Consider the following 12,012-nt stretch of genomic DNA (forward strand, 5'->3'; position numbering starts at 1 on the left):
GAGCCGATATGCCTTTTCTCCCTCTCGCGCCAGTCGCGGCCTGCCTGATCGGCCTGTGCCCGGCGCCGCACGAACTCCCGTCCACGCTCCAGCTCAGCGCCCACGAGGTCACCGGCCGGTTGTCGGCCGTGACGCTGACCTGCGATCCGGCGGGCGGCACCCATCCCGCGCGCGACGCCGCCTGCCGCGTGCTCAGCCGCGCCGACGGCGACTTCGGCAGGATCTCCCCGCGCCGTCAGCCGTGCACCCTCAACTACTCGCCGGTGGACGTCACGGCCACCGGCGAGTGGCGGGGTGAACCGGTCGCCTACCGCGCGACCTTCCCGAACCTGTGCGCCGCCGACGCCGAGACCGACGGCGTGTTCAAGTTCTGATCGGACGTGGGTGGCCGGGCTGCCCCCTCGGCGGCCCGGCCACCTCCGTCCACACCCCTACCACCACGGGGCGCGGACCCCTCCCGGTTCACCCGCAGGGCGCCCCAGCCCAGTCGACGTCCGCACGGGCCGCGCGGGCGACGGCGCGGCTGGCGTTCCAACCCGTCCAGCCGTCCTCGGACAGGTGATCCAGTACCGGCAGCAACACGCACGACCGCCGCGGTTCGGGCAGCCGCCCGGCGGCGGGCACCACGTCGGCGGAGAAACCGCTCAGGTAGGCTGTGTCGAGCGGCTTCCCGTGCGCCGCCCGGTCGATGTTGGCCTCGGCGATCGTCCGCTCCGGGTCGAGCACCGCCAGCGCGAGCAGGGCGAGCGCCGCCGCGCCGATCGCGGCCCTCGGCAGCCACGCCGTCCGCAGCCGCACCAGCGAGCCGAGCACGAGCAGGAACACCACGCCGAGCCAGACCTCGCAGACCTCGACCAGCACCCGCAGCACGGTGAATCCGTACGCCTGCTGGTATGTCCACATGCGACTCAGCGCGGAGACCACCAGCACCAGGCTCAGCACGCTGAGCGCACCGAGCAGCGTCCGCTGCCACGCCCGGTCGGCCGCCGTCGCGTTCGGCGCCCAGCGCAACGCGGCGGCGACCAGCGCGAGGGTGAGCACCGTGCAGGCGCACAGCTGCCAGAACCCGCCGCGCGCGTAGTCCGCCGAAGTCAGTCCTTCGGTGCGCAGCACGTAGTCGGTCCCGCCGAACAGGACCACGAGCCGCACGGCCACGAACACCGCGAACACCAGTACCAGCACCCCAAGCGGCAACGCCCACTCCAGCCGGTTCGCCGTCCGGGCCGGGCGCCCGTCCGTGGCGGGGTGTGGTGGGGCGGCGAGCAGGTAGCACGCCCCGGCGAGGCCGAGCGCGGCCGCGACGAAGACCAGGCCCCAGCGCAACGCCGAGGGCGGGTCGATGTCCGGCACGAGCGCGGACACCAGATGCGCGAAGGTCGCGTCGGCGCTGCTCAGCAACGGCACGAACACCGCGAGCAGGCCCGCGGTCGCCAGTACCGCGAACACCGCCCGCTGCCCGCCCGCTGCCCGGCGCAGGGCGAGCGCGCCCAGCCCTTTGCCGACCCACGGCAGCGCCCGCAGCGCTTCGAGCGGCACCGCGAGGACGTCGTAGCACAGGGAGTTGACCGTCCGCGCGCCGACCACCGCGAGCGAACCGCACAGGCAGGCCGCGAGCACGCACAGCACGAACAGCCATCCCGCGTCGCGGACCGCGCCGACCGCGAGCAGCGCCAGCGCCAGCAGCGCCCACCCCGCGCTCGCCTTGGTGAAGTGGCGCGGTGCCTCCGGTTCCCGGGACCGGCGGTCCACGACCAGGACCCCGGCCGCCAGCACGAGCCCGCTCAGCACCCAGCCGAGGCCAGGCTCCCCCAGCGGCAGCAGGACGGCGACGGCGATCCCGGCGAGCGCGGCGACGGGCAGCACGGCGGGTGGCAGCGGGACGACCGTCCACTTAGGAGGCGGCGACGCCGCGTAGAGCACCGGCACCGGCGGCGCCTTCGGTACGTCCACAGTGGACTTGTCGGCGGCCGTCGGCTTCGTCGCCCCGGGTGGCACGGCGTGTGCGGGCACCGGCTTGACCTGTTCCGGCATAGGGAATTCTCCTCGGTTTCAAGGCAGCAGGAAGCAGACCTCGGCCGCGGCGGGCCAGGTCGTCGGGTGCTTTCGGGTCAGGAAGCGGGCAGGGTGACGCGGATGCGGCAGCCCTCGGGCTCACCGGGCGGAGCCGCCGGATCGGGACCGACGACGCCGATGGTGCCGCCGTGCAGGTCGACCACCCAGCGGGCGATCGCGAGGCCGAGACCGGTCCCGCCGCCCCCGGCGCGCTCACCACGGGTGAACCGCTCGAACACGCGGTCCCGCTCTTCGACCGGGATCCCTGGCCCCTGGTCACGGACCTCGATGAGCACCTCATCGCCGCGTTTTTCCGCGTAGGCGCGGACTTCTCCCCCGGCGGGCCCGTGGCGGGCGGCGTTCTCCAGCAGGTTGACCACGACCTGGTAGAGCCGGCCGCGATCGGCGACCGCAGTGGCGCCGGGCGGGGTGACGTCGACGGCGAAGCGGACGCCGCGACCGGTGGCCGTGGCCATCACCCCGGCCTCGGCCGCGACGTCGGCCAGCAGTTCGGCGAGGTCGAACTCCTCGATGGCGAGCGGGAACGTCCCGGCGTCGATCTTCGACAGGTCGAGCAGCTCGGTGACCAGCCTGCTGAGCCGTTCGGTCTGCTGCAAAGCCGTTTTCAGCGTCGCCGGATCCGGTTCGGCGACGCCGTCGACGAGGTTTTCGAGGACGCCGTTGAGCGCGGTGATCGGCGTGCGCAGCTCGTGCGAGACGTTCGCGATCAGCTCGCGGCGCTGCTGGTCGGCGGCGTCGAGGTCGGCGGCCATCTGGTTGAACGCGTGGGCCAGCTCGCCGACCTCGTCCCGCGCGGTGGCCCGGATCCGCCGGGTGTAGTCGCCCTTGGCCATCGCGCGGGCGGCGGTGGTCATCTCACGCAGCGGCCGGGTCATGCCGTGCGCGAGGATCTGCGAGGTGACCAGCGCGAGCACCACGGCGGCGATCGTGGTGCGCGGCGGGATCCAGCCGATCTGGTAGGTGAAGAAGGTCAGCGCGCTGCCGCCCGAGACGACGAGCAGGATGGCGAGCTTGAGCTTGATCGACCGGATCGGGTCGAGCGGCCTCGGCAGCAGATCGACGAGTTTGCCCAGGAACACCTTCACGAGCCCGCCTCCAGCGCGTAGCCGACGCCGTGCACGGTGCGGATCAGGTCCGCGCCGAGCTTGCGGCGCAACGCCTTGATGTGACTGTCCACCGCGCGCGTGCCCGACGCGGTGCCGTGCACGTCCCAGTCCCACACCTCCGCCAGCAGCCGTTCCCTCGGCTGCACCGCCCTCGGGCGCTTCGCGAAGTGCACGAGCAGGTCGAACTCGATCGGCGTCAGCTGCGCGGCCACCCCGGACCGCGACACCCGGCGCTCGTCGACGTCGATCTCCAGATCGCCCAGCACGATCCGGCTGCCGGAGTGCCGCACCGCGCGCTCGACCCGGCGCAGCAACGCGTGCACTCGCGCGGTCAGCACCCGCATCGAGAACGGCTTCGTGAGGTAGTCGTCCGCGCCGACCCCGAGGCCGACCAGCAGATCGGTCTCGTCCGCGCGGGCGGTCAGCATGAGGACCGGCACCGGGCGCCGCGCCTGGATCCGGCGGCACACCTCCAGCCCGTCGAACCCGGGCAGCATGACGTCGAGCACCACCAGATCGGGCTCGTGCTCGACGTCGGCGGTGACCGCGGCCGGTCCGTCGTGGGCCAGTTCCACGGTGAATCCCTCGGCCCGCAGCCGGGCGGCGATCGCGTCGGCGATGGTGCGGTCGTCCTCGACGACCAGCACGCGCCGTCCTCCCCTGTCCATGCCGCCGACTTTAGGCAACACCCGTGGAGGCGTTCCGCGCGAACTGTGGAGATCCTGTGGAGACCGGCCGATGTTTCGCACCTGTTGCGAAAGCGCTACCGCGAGGTATGTGACGTACGTCATGCATCCGAGGGGGCCGTGCGCAATCGACAGACTGCGTTCCGAGCGGCCGAAGAATGAACAGACTGACAGTCCCAACCAGACTCGGGCGGCGCGCAGGATTCGGCGATGAAGCCGACGAGTCGTCTGGGCCAGCCCGAGGTAGGTCCTCCCGCCGAGGGTGCGCCGGCGCAGTTCGTGCACGGCGACGGCCGGGTCGAACTCGGTGACGTCCGGTCGCTGGCGAACAGCCGCTTCTTCAACGAGGAACTGGCGCCGGTCCCGGTCGGGAAGCGGACCTGGACCACCTACAACTACTTCGCGCTGTGGATGGGAATGGCGCACAACATCCCCAGTTACGCGCTGGCGGCGTCGCTCATCGCGCTCGGCATGAACTGGCTGCAGGCGCTGATCACGATCACCCTCGGCAACCTGATCGTGCTCGCGCCGATGCTGCTCAACAGCCACGCGGGCACCAAGTACGGCATCCCGTTCCCGGTGTTCGCCCGCGCCTTCTACGGCCTGCGCGGGGCGAACCTCGCGGCGCTGCTGCGCGCGTTCATCGCGTGCGGCTGGTTCGGCATCCAGACCTGGGTCGGCGGCGAGGCGATCTACATCATCGTCGGACGGCTCGCCGGGTCCGGCTGGCGTGATTCGGCGATCGTGGCCGGCCAGCACTGGACGTTGTGGCTGTCGTTCGCGGTGTTCTGGGCGATCCAGATGCTCATCATCTGGCGCGGCATGGAGGCGGTGCGCCGCTTCGAGAACTGGACGGCGCCGCTGGTGTCGGTCGGCTTCCTGATCATGCTCGGCTACGTGCTGGTCAACGCGGGCGGGTTCGGGCCGATCCTGGCCGATCCCGGGAAACTCGGCTGGGGCGCGGGCTTCTGGAAGGTGTTCGCGCCGTCGCTGATGGCGATGATCGCGTTCTGGTCGACGCTGTCGCTGAACATGCCGGACTTCACCCGCTTCGGCGGCAGCCAGCGCAAGCAGGTACGCGGCCAGCTGCTCGGCCTGCCCACCACGATGACGTTCATCGCGGTCGTGGCGATCCTGACCACCTCCGGCGGCAAGGTGCTCTACGGCGAAGAGCTGTGGGACCCGGCGAAGCTCGCCGACAGGTTCTCCAGCCCGATCGTGGTGGTCGTCGCGCTCGTCGCGCTGGTGCTCGCGACGATCTCGGCGAACCTGGCGGCCAACGTCGTCAGCCCGTCCTACGACTTCTCGAACGCGTTCCCGAAGCGGATCACCTTCGCCGTCGGCGGGCTGATCACCGGGATCATCGGCGTCCTCATCCAGCCGTGGCGGCTCTACTCGGACCCGAGCATCTACATCTTCGCGTGGCTCGGGTTCTACGGCGGGCTGCTCGGCGCCGTCGCCGGGGTGCTGGTCGCCGGGTACTGGGTGGTGAACCGGACGCGCCTGAAACTGAAGGATCTCTACACCCCCGATGGGGTGTACTGGTTCACCGGTGGCTGGAACTGGCGGGCGCTGGTGGCCACCCTGGTGGGTGCGGTCCTCGCGGTCGGGGGCGCGTACAGCGCCGAAGGGAGCGGCCCCTTCCCCTCGGGCGGGCTGATCCCGTTCCTCAAGCCTCTTTACGACTACAACTGGGTGGCCGGTCTGGTCGGCGCGTTCGTCGTCTACCTGGCGCTGGGCCGTCCCGCAACGAAGAAGGAGGAGATCAGTGAGCGAAGTGGTCCGGGCCGGGTTGATCCAGCAGCGGTGGACGGGTGACAAGGAGTCCATGATCGCCAACGCGGTCGACGCCGTCGGCAAGGCCGCCTCGCAGGGGGCGCAGGTCGTCTGCCTGCAGGAACTGTTCTACGGCCCGTACTTCTGCCAGGTGCAGGACGCCGACTACTACTCCTACACCGAGGGCATTCCCGACGGGCCGACGACGAAACTCATGCAGGAGGTCGCCGAACGCCACGGGGTGGTGCTGGTCGTCCCGATGTACGAGGTCGAACAGCCCGGCGTGTACTACAACACCGCCGCGGTGATCGACGCCGACGGCACCTACCTCGGCAAGCACCGCAAGAACCACATCCCGCAGGTCAAGGGATTCTGGGAGAAGTTCTACTTCCGGCCCGGCAACCTGGGCTACCCGGTGTTCGACACCGCCGTCGGCCGCATCGGCGTCTACATCTGCTACGAGCGGCACTTCCCCGAGGGCTGGCGCGCGCTGGGCCTGGCCGGGGCGAAGATCGTGTTCAACCCGTCGGCGACGAGCCGCGGACTGTCGGAGTACCTGTGGCGCCTGGAGCAGCCCGCGGCCGCGGTGGCGAACGAGTACTACGTCGGCACGATCAACCGTGTCGGCGTGGAACCCTTGGGCGACAACGACTTCTACGGTCAGTCGTACTTCGCGGACCCGCGCGGCCAGCTCGTCGGCGAGGCCGCGTCCGACACCGAGGAGGAGATCGTCGTCCGCGATCTCGACATGGGCAGGCTCGCCGAGGTCCGTGACCTGTGGGCGTTCTACCGCGACCGTCGTCCGGACAGCTACGGACCCCTCGCGGAGGCGTGATGACGACGCTCATCAAGGGTGGCCAGGTTCTTTCCCCGGCGGGCGCGACGGCGGCCGACGTCCTGGTGGACGGCGAGCGCATCGCCGCCGTCGCCGCGCCGGGTGTGCTGACCGAGGCCGACGAGGTCATCGACGCCACCGGGAAGTACGTCATGCCCGGTGGGATCGACGCGCACACCCACATGGAGATGCCCTTCGGCGGCACGCATTCGGTGGACACCTTCGGCACCGGGACCACGGCCGCCGCCTGGGGCGGCACCACCACGATCATCGACTTCGCGGTGCAGGCCAAGGGAACTTCTCTACTGTCCACCTTGGACAAATGGCACGAGAAGGCCGACGGGAACTGCGCGATCGACTACGGCTTCCACATGATCGTCTCCGACGTCAACGAATCGACGTTGAAGGAGATGTCGGCCTGCGTGGACGGCGGCGTCGGCAGCTTCAAGATGTTCATGGCCTACCCCGGCGTGTTCTACTCGACCGACGGCGAAATCCTGCTGGCCATGCAGCAGGCACGCGAGATCGGCGCCACGATCATGATGCACGCGGAGAACGGCATCGCGATCGACCAGCTGGCCGCGCAGGCCGTCGCGGCGGGGCGCGTGGACCCGGTCCAGCACGGACTGACGCGCCCACCGGAGCTGGAAGGCGAGGCGACGTCACGGGCGATCCAGCTCGCGAACGTCACCGGCGCGCCGCTGTACATCGTGCATCTGTCGGCGTCGCAGGCGCTCGCGGCGGTGGCGGAGGCCCGCGACAACGGCCAGAACGTCTTCGCCGAGACCTGCCCGCAGTACCTCTATCTGTCCATTGAGGACTTGGCGAAGCCGGGATTCGAGGGCGCGAAGTACGTCGCTTCGCCGCCACTGCGCGACAAGTCGCATCAACCCGACCTCTGGCGCGGCCTGCGCACGAACGACCTTTCGGTGGTCTCGACCGATCACTGCCCGTTCTGTTTCAAGGACCAGAAGGAACTGGGCCGCGGCGACTTCCGGGCCATCCCGAACGGGATTCCCGGGGTCGAGCACCGGATGGACCTGCTGCACCAGGGTGTCGTGGCGGGCGAGCTGTCGCTGGGACGCTGGGTCGAGACGTGCTCGGCCACCCCGGCGCGGATGTTCGGCCTCTACCCGCGCAAGGGCGTCATCGCGGCGGGCTCGGACGCGGACATCGTGATCTACGACCCGGCCGCCCGCCAGACCCTGTCCGTGGAAACCCACCACATGAACGTGGACTACTCGGCGTACGAAGGGTTCGAGATCACCGGTCGCGTGCACACAGTCCTTTCGCGTGGGCGCGTCGTGGTGTCGCCTTCGGGGTTCACCGGGAGTACCTCGCACGGCAAGTTCCTTTCCCGGCAGCTCAACCAGTATCTGAACTGAGGGGGCGTCAATGGATTTCGGGATCGTGCTGCAGACCGACCCGCCCGCGCGCGAGGTCGTGCGGCTGATGACCGCGGCCGAGGACGCGGGGTTCCGCTACGGCTGGACGTTCGACTCGTGCGTGCTGTGGCAGGAGCCGTTCGTCATCTATTCGGCGATCCTCGCGGCGACGTCGTCGCTGGTGGTCGGGCCGATGGTGACCAGCCCCGGCACCCGCGACTGGTCGGTGATGGCCTCGACCTTCGCCACGCTCAACGACATGTACGGCAACCGGACCGTGTGCGGCATCGGCCGCGGTGACTCCGCCCACCGCGTCGTCGGCAACCCACCGTCTACTTTGGCCACCGTGCGCGAGTGCATGCGGCAGGTGAAGGACCTCGCCGAGGGCCGCGAGGTGACGATGAACGACACGGCCGTGCGCATCCCGTGGATCCGGGGCGGGCGGCTGGAGATGTGGATGGCCGGGTACGGGCCGAAGGCGCTGAAGCTGGCCGGCGAGCACGCCGACGGGTTCATCCTCCAGTGCGCCGATCCGGCGATCGCGCGCTGGACCATCGGTTCGGTGCGGGAGGCCGCGCGCGCGGCCGGGCGGGATCCCAGCGGCATCACCGTCTGCGTGGCCGCTCCCGGTTATGTCGGCGACGACGTCGCGCACCAGCGGGAACAGCTGCGGTGGTTCGGCGGGATGGTCGGCAACCACGTCGCGGACCTGGTGGCCCGCTACGGCGACTCCGGCCCGGTGCCGCGCGAACTGACCGACTACATCCGCGAGCGCGAGGGCTACGACTACGCGCACCACGGCCGCGCGGGTAACCCGTCGACCGACTTCGTCCCGGACGAGATCGTCGACCGGTTCTGCCTGCTCGGCCCGGCCTCCGCGCACGTCGAGCGGCTGGAGGAGCTGGCGGAGCTGGGCGTCGACCAGTTCGCGCTGTACCTGATGCACGACCGGCGGGAAGAGACCATGGCGCACTACGGTGCCCAGATCATCCCGAAACTCACCGCCTGACGTGCCTTGAAGGAGTCCTTCACAGCCCTTGCCGCCGGGTGACCGCACAGCGGTGGTCCGTGGGGGCCTCCTTGAGGGACTCTAGCTCCCTCAAGGAGGCCCCCACGGACCTTTGCGCCGGGGTGGGCGATGGGCGGGGTCGAGCGCCCCAATGTGGCATTGGGTGCGGTGGACGCACCGAACGCCACATTGGGGCGCTTGGCGACCGGACCTGCCAGCCCGCCCGCCGACTTCGCGCGTCCAGCGCTCTGAAGGCCACCTTGAGGGACCTGGGTTCCCTGAAGGTGGCCTTCAGAGACCACGGCTCTGGGGGCGCCCGGCCGGTCAGCGGCGGAGGGTGTGGAGGAGGGCGGTGTGGGCGCGGTGGGAGATCGCCAGAGTGCCAGCAGCGCGGTCCTTCGTGTCGCGGAACCACAAGCGCGGTGTCGCTGAACCTCATCGCGACCGAAGGCGGTCTCGCCACCCTCGCGAAAGCCTCCCAGGAAGCCCTGGACAACCTGCGGGAAAGCCAGAAGGACGGCGCGGCCTGACGAAAACATTCAGTCCGGGCGCGGCCGGAGCAGGTCGTCGAACAGGGTGTCCACCAGGCCACGCGGAACGCTCGATCCGGTCAGGACACAGTAGACGATCGGGCCGACCAGCGCGTCGAGCACGGCGTCGGGACCGAGCTTCGGCGAGACCTCCCCCGCCTCGATGGCACGCGCGAGCAGGGCGCGTTCGCGATCACGGCGCGGGTCGAGATAACGCTCGCGCAGGATCTCGGCCGTGCCGGGGTTGTGCTGGGCCTCGGCCAGCAGCGCGAGCAGGACCTTGCCCGCGGGATCACGGGTGACGAACCGCGCGAAGCCGCGCAGATAGCCACGCAGGTTCTCCGCCGTGGGTTTCCCGTCCGGGACCGGAAAGCGCTTCTCGCTGTCTTCGATGAGCGTGTCGAGCAGGATTTCGACCTTCGAGGGCCACCAGCGGTAGATCGTCTGCTTGGCGACACCGGCGCTGCGCGCGATCGCCTCGATGGTCAGCCCGCCGAAACCGTGTTCGACGAGCAGATCGTCGGCGGCGTGGAGCACGGCCAGCCGCGCCGACTCGTCGCGCCGGTTGCCGGAGCGCGGCCTGCGGGACTGGGGGCTCACGGCGGGCATACCGGACACGATACCCGGCGGCGAGGCCGTGATCAGGCGACGGTGCCGTGCTACTGTCTAGACGCAACGTCTCGTCTAATCAAATCCCAGGAGCACTCATGTCCCCCACCGCCGACCGCCACGCCCTCGTCATCGGAGCGTCCCGGGGCCTCGGGCTCGTCCTCGCCGGCGAACTCGCCCGGCGTGACTGGCGCGTCGTCGCCACGACCCGCGGCGACGACGCCGAGCTGCGCGCGAACGCCCACACCAGGAGCGGACGGCTGAGCGTCGAATCGCTGGAGATGACGAGCCCAGAACAACTGGCCGCGCTGCGCGAACGCCTGGCCGGGAGCCGTTTCGACCTGCTGTTCGTCAACGCCGCGATCGACCGTGGCGACCTGCCGATCGGCGAGGTCCCGACCGAGATGTTCACCGAGGTGATGATCACCAACGTGCTGAGCCCGCTGCGCACGCTCGAAGCCCTCCGCGGGCTCGTGGTGCCCGGCGGGACCGTCGCGGTCATGTCGTCGGAGCAGGGCAGCATCTCCCGCAACACCGAGGACGGCTACGAGCTCTACAAGGCCAGCAAGGCCGCGCTCAACCAGCTGATGCGCAGCTACACCACCCGCTATGCCACCGACGAGCACACCAAGCTGCTCATCGACCCCGGGCACAACCGGACCCGGCTCGGCGGCCCCGACGCCCCGCTGGACCCGAAGGAGAGCGTCCCCGCCGTCGTCGACGTCCTCGAAGCACAGGCCGGGGCGCCCGGTCTCCAGTTCCTGGACTACCAGGGCGAAGTCGTCCCGTGGTAACCCTGGCACCCTTCCCGATCGGACACCCAGTGCGACGTGAAAGGCCGCACTGACCACGGGTTCCGGGTCGTCGATCAGTCCTCAAGTGACAGTTCACGACGACGACGGAGGAACGCACGGCACTGGCGACAGCGGTCGTGGCCGACGAGAAGGGCCGGTGCGCGCGGCAGTACCCGGTGGCACAGGGCGCGTTCGTCGTGGGTTCGTGTGACGCGCGGGGCGCGCTGACCGTCGCGCCGAAACACGACTTCGCCGACTTCACGCGGCTGTGCGAGCGCGCCGGATTCACCGTTTCGGCGGCCGAACCGCTCCCGCCGGAAACCGGCTTCTGGTACCTCGAAGCCGCTCCGGCGTAAGGGTTTCCGGTCGTTTCAGAGTCCCAGCCGTTCGGGCGCGGTGGCCAGCGCGCGCCACCGCGTCCCCGGCTCGGGCACGAGCCGCCGGGTCGCCGGATCGAGCAGCCCGCCGACGCTGGCGATCTCGGCGGCCGGCTCCCCGTCGCGGCGTAGCTCCTGGACGACGCGGAAGGTTTTCCCTTCACCCCACAGGAATTCGCAGGTGATCTCGACCTCGTCGCCCGCGGTGAGTTCACGGTGGTAGCGGATCGTGCTCTCCAGCGTGACCGGGCTGAGCCCGGCCGCCTGCAGCTCGGCGACGGTGATTCCGGCGGCACGCAGGCATTCCCAGCGGGCGTGGTCGCCGTACTGGTGGTAGACCGCGCCGCCGAGATGTCCGTTGAGGTCGAGTTCGTAGCCACGCACGACGACCCGCACCGAAAACGTCATGTGCTCTCCTCCGTTTCACCGTCGTGCTCGGCGATCCACTCGCGCGATTTCGCGGTCAGGTACCGCAATCCGTCCTCGCCGATCTCGATCCAGTCGCCCCGCTTCCAGCCACCCGCGGTCTGCGGGGCGAACCCGTGGCGCCGGAACAGCGCCGAAGCCTCCTGCTGACCGAGCCCCCGGTCGCCCCACTCCCGGATGACGCGCGCGGTGCGTTCGGTCTCGCCGGGCTCTTCGGCGTCGCCGAGCGCGTCGGCGAGTTCGGCGAACCCGCGGGAGATCAACCGCAGGCTCGCCTGCACGCGGGACAGGTCCATGCCGCGAGGCTAGCACTCATCGTTGAGCGATCGCTAGCGATCGAATTCCGATTACTGCGGTTAACCCCACCCCGGGACTACGGTGAACCCCAGGGACAGCGGACGATCAG

At 70.1% G+C, this 12,012-nt stretch carries 13 protein-coding genes; 7 read left to right on the forward strand and 6 right to left on the reverse strand.

Translation table 11 applies throughout. From position 1 onward, the window contains the following. Positions 1–8 precede the first annotated feature (8 nt). The gene (locus ABD987_RS38140) at positions 9–374 is read left to right on the forward strand and encodes an SSI family serine proteinase inhibitor (RefSeq protein ID WP_345406117.1); all 366 of its coding nucleotides are present in this window, start codon (positions 9–11) and stop codon (positions 372–374) included. A gap of 88 nt (positions 375–462) precedes the next feature. On the opposite strand, the gene ABD987_RS38145 is transcribed toward ABD987_RS38140, so the two are convergent. The 3 genes from ABD987_RS38145 to ABD987_RS38155 all read right to left on the reverse strand — a co-directional run bounded on the left by ABD987_RS38145 (position 463) and on the right by ABD987_RS38155 (position 3,826). Then, positions 463–2,031 carry a DUF4153 domain-containing protein gene (locus ABD987_RS38145; protein WP_345406120.1) on the reverse strand — a complete coding sequence of 523 codons (1,569 nt, stop codon included), beginning with the start codon at positions 2,029–2,031 and terminating at the stop codon, positions 463–465. A gap of 77 nt (positions 2,032–2,108) precedes the next feature. Then, entirely contained in the window at positions 2,109–3,158 is a 1,050-nt protein-coding gene (locus ABD987_RS38150) for a HAMP domain-containing sensor histidine kinase (RefSeq protein WP_345406123.1), read from the reverse strand. Continuing rightward, positions 3,155–3,826, reverse strand: coding sequence for a response regulator transcription factor (locus ABD987_RS38155; protein WP_345406325.1), 672 nt, complete (start codon positions 3,824–3,826; stop codon positions 3,155–3,157). The genes ABD987_RS38150 and ABD987_RS38155 overlap by 4 nt, the downstream gene beginning before the upstream one ends. Before the next feature lie 249 nt (positions 3,827–4,075). On the opposite strand from ABD987_RS38155, the gene ABD987_RS38160 reads away from it, so the two are divergent. The 4 genes from ABD987_RS38160 to ABD987_RS38175 are packed head-to-tail and all read left to right on the forward strand — an operon-like array spanning position 4,076 to position 8,870. After that, a complete protein-coding gene (locus ABD987_RS38160; RefSeq protein WP_345406125.1) occupies positions 4,076–5,683 on the forward strand; it encodes an NCS1 family nucleobase:cation symporter-1 in 1,608 nt (535 codons plus the stop codon). Then, a complete protein-coding gene (locus ABD987_RS38165) occupies positions 5,634–6,476 on the forward strand; it encodes a nitrilase-related carbon-nitrogen hydrolase (protein WP_345406127.1) in 843 nt (280 codons plus the stop codon). Before ABD987_RS38160 ends, ABD987_RS38165 begins: the two co-directional genes overlap by 50 nt. After that, entirely contained in the window at positions 6,476–7,861 is a 1,386-nt protein-coding gene (hydA, locus tag ABD987_RS38170) for a dihydropyrimidinase (protein ID WP_345406129.1), read from the forward strand. Before ABD987_RS38165 ends, hydA begins: the two co-directional genes overlap by 1 nt. Before the next feature lie 10 nt (positions 7,862–7,871). Then, positions 7,872–8,870, forward strand: a complete 999-nt coding sequence (locus ABD987_RS38175) for a TIGR03842 family LLM class F420-dependent oxidoreductase (RefSeq protein ID WP_345406132.1) — start codon at positions 7,872–7,874, stop codon at positions 8,868–8,870. 539 nt (positions 8,871–9,409) lie between these two features. On the opposite strand, the gene ABD987_RS38180 is transcribed toward ABD987_RS38175, so the two are convergent. Further along, complete coding sequence (locus tag ABD987_RS38180) at positions 9,410–10,009, reverse strand: TetR/AcrR family transcriptional regulator (RefSeq protein WP_345406135.1); 600 nt, start codon at positions 10,007–10,009, stop codon at positions 9,410–9,412. 98 nt (positions 10,010–10,107) lie between these two features. Between ABD987_RS38180 and ABD987_RS38185 the strand changes: the two genes are divergently transcribed. Next, positions 10,108–10,803, forward strand: a complete 696-nt coding sequence (locus ABD987_RS38185) for an SDR family NAD(P)-dependent oxidoreductase (RefSeq protein WP_345406138.1) — start codon at positions 10,108–10,110, stop codon at positions 10,801–10,803. Between the two features lie 137 nt (positions 10,804–10,940). Further along, positions 10,941–11,159, forward strand: coding sequence for a hypothetical protein (locus tag ABD987_RS38190; RefSeq protein WP_345406141.1), 219 nt, complete (start codon positions 10,941–10,943; stop codon positions 11,157–11,159). 15 nt (positions 11,160–11,174) lie between these two features. Here the strand turns inward: ABD987_RS38190 and ABD987_RS38195 are convergent, their stop codons facing one another. Continuing rightward, positions 11,175–11,588 carry an acyl-CoA thioesterase gene (locus ABD987_RS38195; RefSeq protein WP_345406144.1) on the reverse strand — a complete coding sequence of 138 codons (414 nt, stop codon included), beginning with the start codon at positions 11,586–11,588 and terminating at the stop codon, positions 11,175–11,177. Further along, positions 11,585–11,902, reverse strand: coding sequence for a hypothetical protein (locus tag ABD987_RS38200; RefSeq protein WP_345406147.1), 318 nt, complete (start codon positions 11,900–11,902; stop codon positions 11,585–11,587). Before ABD987_RS38200 ends, ABD987_RS38195 begins: the two co-directional genes overlap by 4 nt. Positions 11,903–12,012 lie beyond the last annotated feature (110 nt).

The organism is Amycolatopsis samaneae (genome assembly GCF_039541975.1).
GTDB classification, from domain to species: Bacteria; Actinomycetota; Actinomycetes; order Mycobacteriales; family Pseudonocardiaceae; genus Amycolatopsis; species Amycolatopsis samaneae.

Coding starts and splice junctions, on each gene's coding strand:
- ABD987_RS38140 (WP_345406117.1), top strand. CDS start 9: ATGCCTTTTCTCCCTCTCGCGCCAGTCGCGGCCTGCCTGATCGGCCTG.
- ABD987_RS38145 (WP_345406120.1), bottom strand. CDS start 2,031: ATGCCGGAACAGGTCAAGCCGGTGCCCGCACACGCCGTGCCACCCGGG.
- ABD987_RS38160 (WP_345406125.1), top strand. CDS start 4,076: ATGAAGCCGACGAGTCGTCTGGGCCAGCCCGAGGTAGGTCCTCCCGCC.
- hydA (WP_345406129.1), top strand. CDS start 6,476: ATGACGACGCTCATCAAGGGTGGCCAGGTTCTTTCCCCGGCGGGCGCG.
- ABD987_RS38175 (WP_345406132.1), top strand. CDS start 7,872: ATGGATTTCGGGATCGTGCTGCAGACCGACCCGCCCGCGCGCGAGGTC.
- ABD987_RS38180 (WP_345406135.1), bottom strand. CDS start 10,009: ATGCCCGCCGTGAGCCCCCAGTCCCGCAGGCCGCGCTCCGGCAACCGG.
- ABD987_RS38185 (WP_345406138.1), top strand. CDS start 10,108: ATGTCCCCCACCGCCGACCGCCACGCCCTCGTCATCGGAGCGTCCCGG.
- ABD987_RS38195 (WP_345406144.1), bottom strand. CDS start 11,588: ATGACGTTTTCGGTGCGGGTCGTCGTGCGTGGCTACGAACTCGACCTC.
- ABD987_RS38200 (WP_345406147.1), bottom strand. CDS start 11,902: ATGGACCTGTCCCGCGTGCAGGCGAGCCTGCGGTTGATCTCCCGCGGG.